Raw genomic sequence first — 16087 nt, 5'->3', positions numbered from 1 at the left:
AGGACAGCCCCGGATTACGCGGAGCCTGTCATCGGGCGCGCATTCGCGCGACCCGTTGGCTCCATCCGGGCTACGCTCGGTCTCGGCTCTGCGGTGCCAGGCCGACAATAGCGCGCCATTTGACAAACGCTGCGGCGGAATGTTCAACGGCACATAACCACAAGAAAATAAGGGGGAGACAGCATCATGAAGTTCTACGACTCGGTCGGACCGAACCCGCGCATCGTCCGCATGTTCATGGCGGAAAAGGGCATCGAGGTCCCGAAGCAGACCGTCGATCTGCGCAAGGGCGAGAACCGTGAAGCCGAGCATTTGAAGCGCAATCCGCACGGCCAGATGCCGACGCTCGAACTCGACGACGGCAACTATCTGTCCGAGATCACCGCGATCTGCGAATACCTCGAAGAGAAGCACCCGGCCCCCGCGATGATCGGGACGACACCGGAGGAGCGGGCCGAATGCCGGATGTGGACCCGCCGCGTCGACCTCAACATCTGCGAGCATCTGGGCAACGGCTTTCGCTTCGGCGAAGGTCTCAAGTTTTTCGAAAAACGAATTCCCTGCGCGCCTGAGGCCTCGCCCGGGCTGAAGATGATCGCTGCCAACCGCCTGCAATGGCTCAACGGCCAGATGGCCGACGGCCGCGACTATCTCTGCGGCAAACGCTTCACGCTGGCCGACATCCTGCTCTATGGCTGGCTCGATTTCGCCGGCCAGGTCGGCCAGCCGCTCGATCCCGCCAATGCCAATATCGTCGCATGGATGGCGCGTGTGGCGGAACGGCCTTCGGCGAAAGCGTGATCAGCTCACCGCTCGCTCAAGAAAAAGGCCGGCGGGCGTTACGCCGCCGACCTTGTCTTGCAACTGCCGGCTCGGGAGTCCGGTTCCGTTGCTTTGCATTCCGGTTACTACAACTATTTTAATCAGTAGCACTCAGTGCTGGCTGACGCCATTGCGCGCAGGTATTGCCGAACCGTACCAAGGTACGCTCACACCCATGGAAACGGATAGGCCGATTATCGATTGGTTTAAGGTGATGGCTGTGAGCTACATCACAACGGGCGCATCCGGCAGTTCGTTCGAGCCGCCACCACTCCTCGGAAAATACGTGGCCAATTCGCGCGACACGGCTTCTATCCCCTTGATCACGCCGCGTTCGAAATTCCCTGCTCTGAAGTCCGTTTCCATCTCCCGGCATATTCTTTCCCAGCCCGCTGTGCCCACCCTCGCGTTGATGCCGCGGTCGGCGACGATTTCGACATCGCGATCGGCGAGCAGAAGATAGATCAGCACGCCGTTATTGTGCGCGGTGTCCCAGATCCGCAACTGCGAAAAAATATCCAGCGCCCGCTCCCGCGCCAGCTGATTGCGAAACAGCGGCGCGCCATCGAGCGCGCCTTCGACCACGAAGCGAAGCTGTCCCGCATGCGCGCTCTCGCCAGCTTTGATGACGCGCTCGATCCGCGCCAACACGTCCGGCGGGAATGCGAGACGGCGCCGCCAGTGGTGCTGCAGAAGATGTCTGGTAATGCGTCGGATGCTCATGTCTACCAGCTCCCTGAGGCGCCGCCGCCGCCAAAGTTGCCGCCGCCACCGCTGAACCCACCACTACCACTGGAGCCACTGGAGCCGCTGCCGCCCATGACCCATCCGCCGTTGTCCCGGCCGTATCGGCGGCGCCCCACGCTTGGGCCGGTCGAGCCCATGTTCTGGAACAGGAAGGTGACGACGAAAGCGACGAAGCCCACCAGCATTGCAACCGCGAGCGATCCCGCAACAAACCAGGCGACAACACCAACAATGCCGCCGATCGCCAGCGCGCCGATGAACCGGCCAAGAAGACTGCGCAGCACGGCCGCGAGGACGATCAGCCCAAAGATGACAAACGGATTGCCCGGGTTGAGGTAATTGAGGAGTTCAGACGTCTCCCAATGCGGCGGCGCCGGTTCCGGCAGCTTCTCGCCCTCAGCGACCCGGACCATCCGGTTGATCCCGGCAGAGACGCCGCCGGCGAAATCGCCGGCCTTGAACTTCGGCGTGATGTCTTCGTCGATGATACGCTTCGTGGTGACATCGGTCAGCGCGCCTTCGAGGCCATAGCCGACTTCGATACGGAGCCGGCGATCGTTCTTGGCGATGACGAGCAGCGCGCCGTCGTCGATCTTCTTGCGGCCGATCTTCCAGGCTTCCGCGACCCGAAGCGAAAATTGCTCGATCGCCTCGCCGTCCGTCGTCGGCACGATCAGCACCGCGATCTGGCTGCCCTTTCGCGTCTCGAGATCTTTCAGCGTCTGGGTCAGCGCTGCAATGTCGCTGCTACCGAGCGTGCCCGTCTGATCGACCACCTGCCCGCTCAAAGCCGGCACCGCGACGAGCGCCAGTGCCGAACAAGCCCAGCACACGAGCAGCGCAAGAAGGGGGGCTCTTGCAGCGTTCATCGCGTTTGTCTTTTTCGGCCGCTACTTTGCGGGCGCCGGCGTCGGGTTGAAGTCCACCTTCGGCGCAGTCGAGATCGCCTTCTCGTTATCGACCGTGAAGCCCGGCTTCTCCTTGTAGCCAAAGGCCATCGCCGTCAGATTGTTCGGGAAGGTGCGGATGCCCACATTGTAGTCCTGCACCGCCTTGATGTAGCGGTTGCGCGCCACGGTGATGCGGTTTTCGGTGCCTTCGAGCTGCGCCATCAAATCGCGAAACAGGGCGTCGGATTTGAGCTGCGGATAGTTCTCGGTCACCACCAACAGCCGCGACAGCGCGCTCGTGAGTTCGCTCTGGGCGGCCTGGAATTTCTGGAATGCGGCGGGATCGTTCAGCACTTCCGGCGTCGCCTGGACGCTGCCGACTTTGGCGCGCGCATTGGTAACGCCGAGCAGCACGTCCTTTTCCTGCTGCGCAAAACCCTTCACCGAATTGACGAGGTTTGGCACCAGATCGGCGCGGCGCTGGTACTGATTGACCACTTCCGACCAGCCCGACTTGACCTGTTCGTCGGTGGTCTGGATCGCGTTGTAACCGCAATTGGTCAGGCTTAGCGTCGCCAGCGCCGCCAGCACGGTCCGAAATCTGCGCATTGGGCTCTCCCGCTGTTATTTCCGGCGCACGGCATCAGAATGGCCGCATCAAATAAGCGCCCAAAGCCGTTCCCGTTCCATTTCGCAGCCCGATGGCCCTTGCGTATCATTTGCTGAAATAACAACATGGCCGCCAACGATAAGGGAAACGCGAGGGCGTCATGGAGTTCGAGACCATCGTCGTGGAGCGGCCGGAGCTGCGCATCGCGCGGATCGTGATGAACCGGCCCGAGGCGCGCAACGCGCAGAACCTGCAGATGACTTACGACCTCAACGCCGCCTTCGATCAGGCGGTGCAGGACGACTCGGTCAAGGTCATCATCCTCGCCGGCAACGGTCCGCATTTTTCGTCAGGGCATGATTTGCGCCCCGGGGCTAAGAACAACGCCGGTGTAGATTTTCCGCCGGTCGGAAATTGGGGCGGGTTCGCCGAACCCAATGCGCACGGGCGTTTCGCGCGCGAGCAGGAAATCTATCTGCAGATCACGCGGCGCTGGCGCAATCTGGCGAAACCTACGATCGCCGAAGTCCACGGCAAGTGTATCGCTGGCGGACTGATGCTGGCCTGGGCCTGCGATCTGATTGTCGCAAGCCACGATGCAGAGTTCTGCGATCCCGTGGTGACCATGGGCGTCTGCGGCGTCGAATGGTTCGTGCATCCTTGGGAACTCGGCCCACGCAAGGCCAAGGAATTGCTGTTTACCGCTGACGTCTGGAGCGCGGAGGAAGCGCACCGGCTCGGTATGGTCAATCATGTCGTGCCGAGGCCAGAACTTTCTTCGTTCGTCATGAAGCTTGCCGAAAGGATCGCAGCAAAACCTTCGTTCGCGCTGAAGCTGACAAAAGAAGCCGTCAATCGCTCGGTCGATGTCATGGGGCAACCGGCGGCGATCGAGCAGGCGTTCGCGCTGCATCAGCTCTGCCACGCGCATAACCTACAGGAATTCGGAATGATCGTGGATCCCGCAGGCCTGCACCCTTCCGTCAGAAAACCGGCACAGGCAAAATAGAACAAGTAAAGTAGATCAAATGGACCTTACCCCAAGTGACGAGCAGCGGTTGCTGCGCGAAAGTGCCGACCGCTTTGTCAGCGAGACGTATACCGCCGATCACCGCCGCAAGGTCGCAGACGAACCACTCGGCTTCAGCGCCGATATCTGGAAAGAATTCGCCGATCTCGGCTGGCTGGCGCTGCCGATTTCGGAGGCCCATGGAGGGCTCGGCGGCGGCGCGGTCGAGATCGGCATCCTGATGGAAGCGTTCGGCCGCGGCCTCATCTCCGAGCCGTATCTCTCGACGGTCGTGATCGGCGCATCATTGATATCTGAATGCGGCACGGAGGCGCAGAAGCAGGCGCTGCTGCCTGATATCGCCGATGGTTCGCTGTATCTGGCGTTCGCACATTCGGAACGTCAGGCGCGCTTCGATCTCGCCGACGTCCGGACCACGGCGATGAAAACGCCTGACGGTTGGCGCCTCGACGGACAAAAGACCGCCGTCCTCGACGGCAGCGCCGCCGGACAGATCATCGTCTCGGCCCGCGTCGATGACGGCAATGGCAAGCCAGGTAAGCTTTGCCTGTTCCTCGTACCGCAAGGCACGCGCGGCCTCACCTCACGCGACTTTCCCCGGCTTGGCGGCGGGCGGGCCTGCAATCTCGAACTCAACAGCGTCCAACTCTCTGCCGACGCCCTGCTAGGCGATGGCAGCGACGCACTACCAGCGATCGAAGCCGCAATCGACCGCGCCATGGCCGCACTTGGCGCCGAGGCCGTCGGCATCATGCAAACGCTGCTCGACCAGACGCTCGAATACACCAAAATCCGAAAGCAGTTCGGACGGCCGCTATCCGCCAATCAGGTGATCCGGCATCGCCTCGCCGACATGGCGATGCAGTGCGACGAGGCCCGCTCGATGGCATTGCGCGCGGCGCTGATGGCCAACGCCGAACCGGTGGCGCGCAGCCGCGCAGCGTCGGGCGCGAAAGCCAAGATCGGCAAGTGCGCGCGCTTTGTCGCCGAACAGTCGGTGCAGCTTCACGGCGCCATGGGCGTCACGGAGGAGCTCGACATCGGCGCCTATTTCAAGCGGCTGCTCGCCTTCGACACGTTGTTCGGCGGCAGCGCCCATCACTATCGCCGTCACGCCGCGCTCGGCGGCCGTGCCATCCAGGCCTGAAAGGAGCGCACCATGGATCTTGCTTTCAACGCTGAAGAGCGCGCCTTCGAGCAGGAGGTGCGCGAATTCATCGCGGCCAATCTCACGCCGGAAATGAAACGCGCCACCGCGCTGACGCCGTCGGTATTCTCCGATCCTGACATCGGCATGGCCTGGCAGCGCGCGCTGCACAAGAAGGGTTGGGGCGCGCCGGGTTGGCCGGTCGACCATGGCGGCCCCGACTGGACCCCGTCGCAGCGCTGGATCTTTGAGGCCGAATGCGCCCGCGCCGGCGTGCCCAATGTGAACGTGATGGGCGTCAAGATGGTCGGCCCCGTCATCATCGGCTTCGGTTCGCCCGAGCAGAAGAACTTTTACCTGCCGCGAATTCTCTCCGGCGAGGACTATTGGTGCCAGGGCTATTCCGAGCCGGGCTCCGGCTCCGACCTGTCGTCGCTGAAGACCCGCGCCGTGCGCGATGGCGACGACTACATCGTCAACGGCACCAAGATCTGGACCACGCATGCCCATTACGCCAACCGCATGTTCGCGCTGGTGCGCACCAACGAGACCGAGCGGCAGCAGGACGGCATCTCTTTCATCCTGATCGACATGAAGACCCCGGGCATCACGACGCGGCCGATTCTCACCATCGGCGGCGACCATGAGGTCAACCAGGTGTTCTTCGACGATGTGCGCGTGCCTGTCGCGAACCGCGTCGGCGAGGAAGGCAAAGGCTGGACCTACGGCAAGTACCTGCTCGAGTTCGAGCGTGGCGCCGGCATCGCCTCGGCCAAATTGCGCGACGCGCTGAAGACGATTTCCGATCTTGCCGAATCCGACGCCACCGGCTGCGCCATCGACGATCCCGATATCGCAGTGCGGATGTCCGAGATCGAGGTCGATATCGATACCCTTGAAATGACCGAACTGCGGGTGCTGTCGGCGTTGCAGACCGGACAAAATCCCGGCGCCGTGTCGTCACTGCTAAAACTGCGCGTCAGCGAAATCCGCCAGGCCGTGACGCGGCTCGGCGTCGACGTGATCGGCAATGACGGCCTCTATGTCGAGCCGGTGCGGCCGCTTTACCGGCTCAACGAGGCGCCAGGCATCCCCGAGGAATTGCTCCCCGTCGTGCCGGAATATCTCAACGGCCGGGCGTATACGATCTTCGGCGGCTCGTCGGAGATCCAGCGGGATATCGTGGCGAAGATGGTGTTGGGGTTGTAGCGGCCGGACCCGGACTCGCGGCAGCTCCTTCTTACCCTCCCCTGGAGGGGGAGGGTCGACGCTCACGAAGTGAGCGGCGGGATGGGGTGACGGTGCCTCCACATCCATCAGTGCCCGAGTTGAGAGATCACCCCACCCCGTCACGCATCTCGCGATGCGTGCCGACCCTCCCCCTCCAGGGGAGGGTGAAAGGACGGCTCCGACCTTTACCCCGCCCTCGCATCCCGGATCGCCTGCCAGACCTTGGCGGGGGTCAGCGGGGTATTGAGCTGCTTGATGCCGAGTTCGCTCAAGGCATCCATCACACCGTTGGTGACGCAAGGCGGGCCGCCGATCGCGCCGGACTCGCCGCAACCCTTGGCGCCGAGCGGATTGGTGCGGCACGGCGCGGAATCATCCAGCGTCACGATAATCGGCGGGATGTCGTCGGCGCGCGGCACGCAGTAATCCTGGTAGCTCGCGGTCAATAGCTGGCCTTCCTCGCTGTAGGCGACGCCCTCATAGAGCGCCTGCCCAATGCCCTGGGCGACGCCGCCATGCACCTGGCCGGTCACCAGCATCGGGTTGACCGCGATGCCGACGTCGTCGACGGTAGTGTAGCGCACCACCTTGCTGACGCCGGTTTCGGGATCGATCTCGACTTCGCAGATATGCGTGCCGTTGGGCCAGCTTGGCCCGTCGACTTCGCCTTCGGAATCGACGGACAGTCGCGCGCCGTTTTCATTCTTCGCGATTTCGAACAGGCTGATGCGCTTGTCGGTGCCGACCACCGTCAGCCAGCCGTCGCGATACTCAATATCCTCGATGGAGGTTTCGAGCACGTTCGAGGCCTTCTCGCGCGCCTTGTTGATCATGTCATTGCTCGAAACCGCGACCGCCGTGCCGCCGACGAACAGCGAGCGCGAGCCGACGCTGCCGAAGCCAGTCGCCAGATCGGTGTCGCCCTGCACCACGTCGATCTTGTCCATGGGGATGCCGAGCGTGTCGGATACCATCTGGGTGTAGGTGGTCTGCAGGCCCTGCCCCATCGCCATGGTGCCGGAATGCAGGATGATGCGGCCTTCTGCAGTGGCATGCAGGCCGACCTTTTCGGTGTGCGCGCGCCCGCCGGTCCATTCGATGTAGCTGGTGAGGCCGCGGCCATAGAGCAGGCCCTTCTTCTTCGCCGCCTTCTTGCGCGCGGCAAAGCCGTCCCAGTCCGAAAGCTCCGAGGCGCGCGACAGCATGTGCGCGAAGGCGCCGGAATCGTACACTTGGCCGACCGCATTGGTGTAAGGCAGTTGCGCAGGCTTGATGTAGTTCACCTTGCGGATGGTGCGCGGGTCCATGCCGATCTGCCGCGCGGCGGCATCCATCAGCCGCTCGACGATGAACACCGCCTCGGGCCGCCCGGCGCCGCGATAGGCGCCGACCGGCGCGGTGTTGGTCATCACCGACTTCACTTCGAAATGCACCAGCGGCAGGTCGTAGACGCCGGTCTGCACGAACGGGCCGAGCACCAGCGGAATGATGTTCGCGGTCCCCGACGAGTAGGCTCCGGTGCCGCCGATAGAGCGCACCCGATAGGCGAGCACGCGGCCTTTGGCGTCGAGCGCGAATTCGCCGGTCGAAGTGAGATCGCGGCCATGGGTGCCGCCGACGAACTCGTCGGTGCGGTCGCCGCGCCAGCGGACCTTCCTGTTCAGCTTGGTGGCGGCGTAAGCGACGATGCCGTCCTCGGGATAGAGGCTCGTCTTCTGGCCAAAGCCGCCGCCGATATCGCCGACCAGCACGCGGACACTCTCCTTCGGCCGCTTCAGGATGGATTCGGCGAGCAGATCACGGGTTGAGCCCGGGGTTTGCGACTGCACATGCAGGATCAACCGGCCGGTTTTCTTCTCGATCTCGGCGATCGTCGAGCGTGGCTCCATCGCCGAAGGCACCAGCCGCTGGCTGACCAGATCGAGCGAGACTTTATGCGCCGCGTTTGCAAACGCTTCTTCGACCTTGGCGGCATCGCCATAGCTCATGGCGGCCACGATGTTGTCGGGCGCCTCGGGCCACACCGCGGGTGCACCTGATTTCACCGCCTCGACGGGATCGACCACGGAGGGCAACACCTCGTAGTCGATTTCGATCGCCTCGGCCGCCGTCTGCGCCAGCACCCGCGATGACGCGACCACTGCCGCCACCGCCTCGCCGGCATAGCGCACGATTTCATGGGCCAGCAGCCGCCGCGGCGGCACCGTCATCGGCTTGCCGTCCGGCCGCTTGAAGATCGCGAGAGTAGGCAGGGTGCCGATATCGTCCTTCACCAAATCCGCACCGGTGTAGACGGCCTCCACCCCGGCCATATCAAGCGCGGCCCTGGTGTCGATCGACTTGATCCTGGCGTGGGCATGGGGCGAGCGCAGCACATAGAGCCACAGCGCGCCCTCCTCGGGCTTGTCGTCGATGAACTGCCCCTTCCCGGTGAGCAGTCTCTGGTCTTCCAAACGCTTGACCGGCTGGCCCGCACCAAAACGTATATTGCCGGGAAGAATGTTCATCAGTTTGTCCTTCGAGCTTCTTGTCGGATCGGGCGGGGTTTTAGCGTTTTTTTCGCCTGAGACAACTCATTCAATTCGCTGCAATAAATGCGCCAACGCCCGCGGCGCTGACCGCCACGGGGCGGGTATGATCCTGCCGTCCAGTAGGGGATCAGCTGCGGCCGATGTCCACGATGTCGATGTTGATATCGCGCGTCTGTGAACCGCGTTTCAGGCTGATGCGGATGCTCTTGCCGGCGCCGACCTGCTCGATCTGGTCGGTCAGGTCGGAAAGCCGGTGCACCGGCTTGCCGTCGACCTGGACAATGATGTCGCCGAGTGCACCCGAGCCGAAATCGACACCGCGGATGCCGGCGCGCTCGGCAGGGCTTCCGGGCGCGGTGCGCACGATGATCACCCCTTCGACACCTAACCTGGTCGAAACGGCCTCGCTGGCGGCGACAATGCCGATCCCCGGCGTCGGCACGCGGCCGTTATTGATGAGCTCGGGGACCACGCGATTGACGATATCGACCGGGACCGCGAATCCGATACCGGCGCTGGAGCCCGAGGGCGAGATGATAGCGGTGTTGACGCCGATCAACCGCCCCGCCGAATCCAGCAGCGGGCCGCCCGAATTGCCGGGATTGATCGCCGTATCGGTCTGGATCACGTTGGTGATCTCACGGCCACTGCTGGTCGGCAGCCGGCGTTTGAGCGCGCTGATGATGCCGCTGGTCAGCGACTGGTCGAGACCGAACGGGTTGCCGATCGCAAACGCAATTTGACCGACCTTGAGATCGTTCGAACTGCCAAGCGCTACCGGCGGTGGCAGTTGGCGGGGATTCCTGATCCGCAGCACCGCGAGGTCGTAGTTCGGCGCCACGCCGACGATTGAGGCTTGGGCCACCTCGCCTGAGGCGAAGCGAACGGCAACCTCGCGGCCATTTTGGACGACGTGATTGTTGGTGACGACGTGGCCGTTATTGTCCCAGACAAAACCGGTCCCCGAGGCCGCCGCGCCGGCTTCCGCGCCTTCATCCTCGGCGAATGGATTGGTGACAGCGGATCGTGCCGCGACCTGCACCACCGACGGCGAGACGCGCTCGAAAAGCTCTATGTTGGCGCGCTCAGCCTCGGACAGCGGTCCCCGCTGATCGACGGTCCGGGCGGTCGAGTTGGTCCATGGGCCATAGCGAATATTGATATTGGAGACGGTCAGCGCCACCAACACGCCTGCGACAATGGCTGCAAGGAGCATGAAGCGACGGTTCATCGATCACTCACCTGGTAATGCCGCTCGCGTGCGAAGGGCAATGGGAAGCAACGGGCTATTCGATCGTTTGAAGTGTCAGCACATCAAACGCCCACACCGGCCGAAAGTTTCCGGTTTTCAGAGACTTGCTGGCGCGCTGAAATCGGCTTTCCAGCAGTGGTTTAGGTAGCGCGATTTGCCCCGCAAGCCGCGTCCATTGAAACTAAACCTCCCCGTTCCCATTGTCATGGAGGCGCAATCCATGTCTCGCCGCAGGTCCCTTTGGATCAGGCGAGTGCCCCGACCCGGCTTTCCGTGAGGATCTGCGACCGGAGTTCGATCATGAACAACAAAATGCGTTTCAATGTCGGCTATGCGATCGCCGCGATCTTTGCCGTTTTTGTGATTCAGTATTTCATTTCCGCGGCCAGCCAGATCGCCATCATTCCCTACAGCGAATATCAGCAGTTGTTGAAGCAGGGAAAGGTCGCGACCGTCGGCATCTCCGACCGCACCGTGCAGGGCACCTTGAAGGAGCCGCTGTCCGGCGGACAAAAGCAGTTCGTCACCACGCGCGTCGATCAGGAGACGGCTCAGGAGCTCGAGAAATACAACGTAAAATTCACCGGCCAGATCGAGAGCACGTTCCTGCGAGACCTGTTGTCATGGGTGATGCCGGTGCTGCTGTTCTTCGGCCTGTGGTGGTACATCGCCAGACGCGCCGCAGAAGGTGGCGGCCTTGGCGGCGGCCTGATGGCGATCGGCAAGAGCAAGGCCAAGATCTATGTCGAGGCCGATACCGGCGTGAACTTTTCCGATGTTGCCGGCGTCGACGAAGCCAAGGACGAACTGCGCGAGGTCGTCGACTTCCTGAAAAACCCGACCGACTACGGGCGGCTCGGGGGCCGCATGCCCAAGGGCGTGTTGCTGGTCGGTCCGCCCGGCACTGGCAAGACCCTGCTGGCCAAGGCTGTCGCCGGCGAAGCCAAGGTCCCATTCTTCTCGATATCCGGTTCGGAGTTCGTCGAGATGTTCGTCGGCGTCGGTGCGGCGCGGGTACGTGATCTGTTTCAGCAGGCGCACCAGAAAGCTCCGGCGATCATCTTCATCGACGAGCTCGATGCGCTGGGACGCGCCCGCGGCATTGGACCCTTTGCAGGCGGGCACGATGAAAAAGAACAGACGCTCAATCAGCTCCTGGTCGAACTCGACGGCTTCGACTCGCGGTCGGGGCTGATCATTCTGGCCGCGACCAACCGGCCGGAAATCCTCGATCCCGCACTGCTGCGTGCCGGCCGCTTCGATCGCCAGGTGCTGGTCGACCGCCCCGACAAGAAGGGCCGTGTTGAAATCCTCAAGGTGCATTTGAAAAAAGTGCAGCTTGATCCGGGCGTCGATGTCGAGGCGGTTGCGGCGCTGACACCGGGTTTCACGGGCGCCGACCTCGCCAACCTGGTCAATGAAGCAGCCCTGCTCGCAACACGCCGCGGCGCCAAAGCGGTCGCGATGACCGACTTCAACAATGCGGTCGAGCGCATGGTTGCGGGACTGGAGAAGCGAAACCGGCTGCTCAATCCGAAAGAGCGCGAGATCGTCGCCTATCACGAGATGGGCCACGCTCTGATTGCGCTGTCGCTGCCCGGTGTCGATCCCGTGCACAAGGTGTCGATCATTCCCAGAGGCGTCGGCGCGCTCGGCTATACCATCCAGCGCCCGATCGAAGATCGCTTCCTGATGACCAGGGAGGAGCTAGAGAACAAGATGGCGGTGCTGCTTGGCGGCCGCGCGGCGGAATTGATCGTGTTCAATCATCTGTCCACCGGTGCCGCCGACGACCTGCGCCGCATCACCGACATCGCCCGCAGCATGGTGACGCGTTATGGCATGTCGGAAAAGCTCGGCAGCGTCGCCTACGAGCGCGACCCCGGCAATTTCCTCGCGGGCGCCGACCGTCCCTACCCCATGCGCGAGCGCGAATATGCCGACGAGACCGCCGCTTCCGTCGACGAAGAGGTCCGCGCAATCGTCGATGGGGTGTTCGAGCGCGCGCAGGGCATCCTGAAAGCGCGACGCGCGATCCTTGATCGGGCGGCGAAAAAACTATTGGAGAAGGAGACCTTGGAGCAGAGCGATCTCGAGGCATTGATCCGCGAAACGCCGAAAGAGGCCTTGCGGGCCATTTAGGCCTATGCGAGGTCGCGCAGTGCTGCCTCGACCACCTTGCGCTGGTCAGCCGTCAGCGCCGCCTGCGGCGGAACGGGATCGCCGACCGCGTAGCCCTGAATGTCGAGGCCCGCCTTGATGCAGGCCGCCAAATTGAACCGCGCGAAGGCCTCGTTGATGCGCCACAGCTTGCGTTGCAGCGCCATCGCCTCATCCCAGCGCGCCGCCTTGCAGAGGTTATAGAGTTCGACGCTTTGCCGCGGAATGATGCAGGCCGGACCGGCCATCCAGCCCAACCCGCCGATCAGCATCACCGCCGCCGGGATATGGGCGGACGCGGAGAACACTTTGATGCTGTCGCCGCAGCGGTTCATGATCGACAGCAGCCGGGCGGTGTTGGTCGAGGCATCCTTGATGTAGCCGATGCGCGGATGGGTCGCGAGGCGGGCGATCACATCGAGCGTCAGATCGGAGCGCTGGAATTGCGGGTTGGTGTAGATTACGACGGGAATGTCGACGGCGTCGGCAATGGCGCGGAAGTAAGACTCGACCTGCGCGTCGGCGACCGGGAAATACGCCTCCATGATCGCGAGAATGCCGTCGGCGCCAAGCTTTTGATGCGTCTTTGCCTGCGCCACCGCGTCCGCTGTCGACGTCGAGGCGACGCCGGCGATCACGGGCACGCGCCCCTTTGCAGCTTCGATGGTGGCTTGCACGACGGTCGCGCGCTGCGCCTGATCGAGATAGGCGAACTCGCCGGTCGAACCGAGCGGCGTTAGTCCATGCACGCCCGCCTTGATAAGGTCATCGCAGAGCCGGCCCAGCACCGCCGTGCGGATCTGGCCCGACGCATCGATGGGCGAGACCAGGTAGGGAAAGACACCGTGGAAATCAGCCATCGAAGAAAAATGCCTCAAGCGGGAAGTCTTGACCACCCATAATCTTGACTAGCCATGGCTATCCGGAATGCCGGCGCAAGGCAACGCTTCGCAGGAAACATGCGAAGCGCTCCATTATTTGCGCGCCTTGATCCAGGCATCGACCGCCGGCAGCGCGCGGGCTTTGAGGTCGGCAGAGATTGCGATCACTTCCTGCGCCCGGCCCACCATCGCCCGCCCGCCCGACGTCGCCTGCACCGGCGCAAAGGCGGCGAGTTCGGCGGCATGGCGCTCGTCGCTGAAGTTTGTCATGAAGTTCGCAATGAACTGGTCGCGGAATTGCGGTCCCTGCTTTGCGAACAAGGCATCGTAGTTCTTCTGCAGAAAATCCCAGGCCAGATCAGGCTGCTCCCCGGAGGAAGCGACAGAACCGATCAGGCCGGTGAGAATCGTGCCCGGCACTTCGTCGGTCAGTGTCAGCGCCAGTGTCGCATGCGCCAGCGCCGGATCGCGCGCGGCGGCCGCCGCATAGTAATAGCGCAGTCGCTCATTGGTGACGGTGCTCTTGCGCGCCAACGTCAGCAGCGTGTCGTAGGTCGCGCGATCCGCCGTGATGCCGACGACATGGGTAACGGAATCGCGCAAGGCCCCCGGCAGCGATTGCGGATCGCTGAGGAATCCGGCGAACCGCCGCTTCGCCTCCGCAATGATCGCTTCGTCGCCGAGTTCGCCGAGTGTCCAGATCAGGCTGCCGCGCAGCAGGGTGTTGTCGTCGTCGCCCGAGCCGCTGCCGTCCCAGCCGAGCCGGTCGAAAACGGTGCGCAATCTGGCGCTGATGTAACGCTGCAGCGCCGGACGCTCGGGCCGATCGCGCGACAGACGGTTGAGCGCGGAGAATGCCGTGATGATCTGATCCCACACCGGGCGGCGGTCATCGACGCCGATATTCTCGACCAGGCCGAGATAGGATGACGGCTCGGCGCGGCCGGCCTGCACCATCGCCCAGCCGTCGGCGAGGAAATTGACGCGGTCTGCCGGCGACATCTGCGGCAGCGCCTTTGCCAGCGCGGCCATGCTCGCCGGCCCGTACTCGACCCGGTAGTAACCGATGTCGCCGAGATTGACCTTGGTCGCCTCGCCACAGGATCCGGCCGGGACTTCGGTCGAGCCGTGCAGCAGCACGACATCGGCCGATTGCGCCGTGCCCACCGGCCCGACCGCAACCGGTATTTGCCAGTTGCGCGGCGGCAAGGCAGCCGCCCGCGCCGGCGCGATCACGAAACGGCCCTGCCGCAATGTCAGCCGCTGCGCATCGCCGTTGCAGGCGGTTTCGGCTGATATCAGCGGCACACCATCCTGTTCGGTAAAGGACGCAGCGATATCGGTCACCGGCTTGTGGCCCGCGCGCTCCAGCGCCCGCCAGAGATCGGCCGTGGTGGTGTTGCCATAGGCATGCGCGGACATGTAGGCGCGGATGCCGTCGCGGAACGCCGCTTCGCCGAGGTAATTTTCCAGCATGCGGATCAGCGCCTGCCCTTTGTTGTAGGTAATGGCGTCGAACGCGATCATGGCCTCGCTCTCGTTGGCGATCGGCTGCTGGATCGGGTGCGAGGTGCGCCGGGCGTCGAGCCCCATGGCGAACTGCTTCGCCCCGTAGCCGTTCAGCCAGCTTTGCCATTGCGGATAAAACTGCTCCGCAGCCTTCGTCGCCATCCAGGTCGCAAAGCCCTCGTTGAGCCAGAGATTGTCCCACCACGCCATGGTGACGAGATCACCGAACCATTGATGCGCCATCTCATGCGCGATGATGGAAAAGATGCCGCGCCGCGCGCTGTCCGGATTTGTCGCGGGATCGAACAGCAGCCGGCTCTCGAAGAAGGTGATGCCGCCCCAGTTCTCCATGGCGCCGCCAAAGCCGCCGGGCACCGCGATCAGGTCGAGCTTGGGCAGCGGATATTTGACACCGAAATAGTCGTTGAACCAGGCGAGCAGTTTCACCGCACTGTCGAGCGCGAACTGCCCTTGCGCAGCCTTGCCGGTGGTGGCGACGACGCCGATCGTCACGCCGTCCGCTTCCGCCGTGATGCGCTCCAGTTCACCTACCGTCAGCACGAACAGATAGGTCGACATTTTTGGCGTAGCCGCGAAAGCGACCTGCTTCAGGTTCGCCTCCAGCGACTCCTCTTTCGTGATCGGCATGTTGCCGACGGCGAGCAAATGGCGCGGGATCACGACCGTCAACTTGAAGCTCGCCTTGAACGCCGGCTCGTCCCAGCACGGAAATATCCGCCGCGCGTCCGCCGGCTCGAGCTTGCTCGTCAATAGCCGCTTCACGCCGCTGTCGGTCGGATAGTCGACGAAGAAGAAACCGCGATCGAACTTGTTGATCCGCGCCGTAAACTCGATCCGCAGCCGATGCGCGCCCGCTGCGAGCGGCTGCGCGAAAGTGAACGTGGCCGTCTCGGCCGCGGCATCGAGCGCGACGTCGGCGCGCTCGAGGCTATCGTCGGCGGTAACGGAAGCAAACGTCGTGTTGACGGCGTTGAGCGTCAGCCGTGCTGTCGGTTCGCGCACCTCGATGTCGATCACTTCGACGCCGGGAAGCGTGAGGCTCTCGGCGTCAGGTCTCAGCTCGATTGAATAGTTGATCGGAACGACTGTCTTCGACAGTTTGCCCGGCGTGGCGTCGAACGAGAAAACCGGCTCGGCTCGCACCGCGCCTGTTACGACGATCATCATCACGATCATTGCGCCGCAATAGCGCGCCAAGGGTGCCGTCACTTTAAGCTTCACGCGCGCTCCTGTCGCAGTCGCCGCTACAAGGACAAA

At 63.3% G+C, this 16087-nt stretch carries 12 protein-coding genes; 5 read left to right on the top strand and 7 right to left on the bottom strand.

Going from position 1 to position 16087, the window contains the following annotated elements; all coding sequences use genetic code 11:
• Positions 1 to 186 precede the first annotated feature (186 nt).
• A complete protein-coding gene (locus V1286_RS02535) occupies positions 187 to 801 on the top strand; it encodes a glutathione S-transferase family protein (RefSeq protein ID WP_334477369.1) in 615 nt (204 codons plus the stop codon).
• A 246-nt stretch (positions 802 to 1047) separates the two neighbouring features.
• Here V1286_RS02535 and V1286_RS02530 read toward each other — a convergent pair whose 3' ends face one another.
• Genes V1286_RS02530 through V1286_RS02520 form a run of 3 tightly spaced genes read right to left on the bottom strand, consistent with a single transcriptional unit; the run spans position 1048 to position 3068 of the window.
• Positions 1048 to 1545: a TPM domain-containing protein gene (locus V1286_RS02530; RefSeq protein WP_334477367.1), complete on the bottom strand. Its 498-nt coding sequence runs from the start codon at positions 1543 to 1545 to the stop codon at positions 1048 to 1050.
• A 2-nt stretch (positions 1546 to 1547) separates the two neighbouring features.
• Entirely contained in the window at positions 1548 to 2438 is an 891-nt protein-coding gene (locus V1286_RS02525) for a TPM domain-containing protein (RefSeq protein WP_334477366.1), read from the bottom strand.
• 21 nt (positions 2439 to 2459) lie between these two features.
• Positions 2460 to 3068, bottom strand: a complete 609-nt coding sequence (locus V1286_RS02520) for a LemA family protein (RefSeq protein WP_334477365.1) — start codon at positions 3066 to 3068, stop codon at positions 2460 to 2462.
• 161 nt (positions 3069 to 3229) lie between these two features.
• Between V1286_RS02520 and V1286_RS02515 the strand changes: the two genes are divergently transcribed.
• Genes V1286_RS02515 through V1286_RS02505 form a run of 3 tightly spaced genes read left to right on the top strand, consistent with a single transcriptional unit; the run spans position 3230 to position 6455 of the window.
• Entirely contained in the window at positions 3230 to 4078 is an 849-nt protein-coding gene (locus tag V1286_RS02515) for an enoyl-CoA hydratase (protein ID WP_334477364.1), read from the top strand.
• Between the two features lie 19 nt (positions 4079 to 4097).
• Complete coding sequence (locus tag V1286_RS02510; RefSeq protein ID WP_334477363.1) at positions 4098 to 5246, top strand: acyl-CoA dehydrogenase family protein; 1149 nt, start codon at positions 4098 to 4100, stop codon at positions 5244 to 5246.
• A gap of 12 nt (positions 5247 to 5258) precedes the next feature.
• On the top strand, positions 5259 to 6455 hold the full coding sequence (locus V1286_RS02505) for an acyl-CoA dehydrogenase family protein (RefSeq protein WP_334477362.1): 1197 nt from the start codon (positions 5259 to 5261) through the stop codon (positions 6453 to 6455).
• Positions 6456 to 6661: 206 nt separating this feature from the next.
• On the opposite strand, the gene V1286_RS02500 is transcribed toward V1286_RS02505, so the two are convergent.
• Together V1286_RS02500 and V1286_RS02495 are read right to left on the bottom strand one after the other, a co-directional pair.
• A complete protein-coding gene (locus tag V1286_RS02500; protein WP_334477361.1) occupies positions 6662 to 8983 on the bottom strand; it encodes a xanthine dehydrogenase family protein molybdopterin-binding subunit in 2322 nt (773 codons plus the stop codon).
• 151 nt (positions 8984 to 9134) lie between these two features.
• Positions 9135 to 10238: a S1C family serine protease gene (locus V1286_RS02495; protein WP_334477359.1), complete on the bottom strand. Its 1104-nt coding sequence runs from the start codon at positions 10236 to 10238 to the stop codon at positions 9135 to 9137.
• A gap of 321 nt (positions 10239 to 10559) precedes the next feature.
• On the opposite strand from V1286_RS02495, the gene ftsH reads away from it, so the two are divergent.
• A complete protein-coding gene (gene ftsH / locus V1286_RS02490; RefSeq protein ID WP_334477357.1) occupies positions 10560 to 12401 on the top strand; it encodes an ATP-dependent zinc metalloprotease FtsH in 1842 nt (613 codons plus the stop codon).
• Positions 12402 to 12403: 2 nt separating this feature from the next.
• Here ftsH and V1286_RS02485 read toward each other — a convergent pair whose 3' ends face one another.
• Together V1286_RS02485 and V1286_RS02480 are read right to left on the bottom strand one after the other, a co-directional pair.
• Entirely contained in the window at positions 12404 to 13279 is an 876-nt protein-coding gene (locus tag V1286_RS02485) for a dihydrodipicolinate synthase family protein (RefSeq protein ID WP_334477356.1), read from the bottom strand.
• A 114-nt stretch (positions 13280 to 13393) separates the two neighbouring features.
• Entirely contained in the window at positions 13394 to 16051 is a 2658-nt protein-coding gene (locus V1286_RS02480; RefSeq protein ID WP_334477355.1) for a M1 family metallopeptidase, read from the bottom strand.
• Positions 16052 to 16087: the final 36 nt, after the last annotated feature.

The organism is Bradyrhizobium algeriense (genome assembly GCF_036924595.1).
Taxonomy (GTDB): Bacteria; Pseudomonadota; Alphaproteobacteria; order Rhizobiales; family Xanthobacteraceae; genus Bradyrhizobium; species Bradyrhizobium algeriense.
Note: the sequence above shows the minus strand (reverse complement) of the source record. Positions and strands in the feature narration are given on the sequence as shown.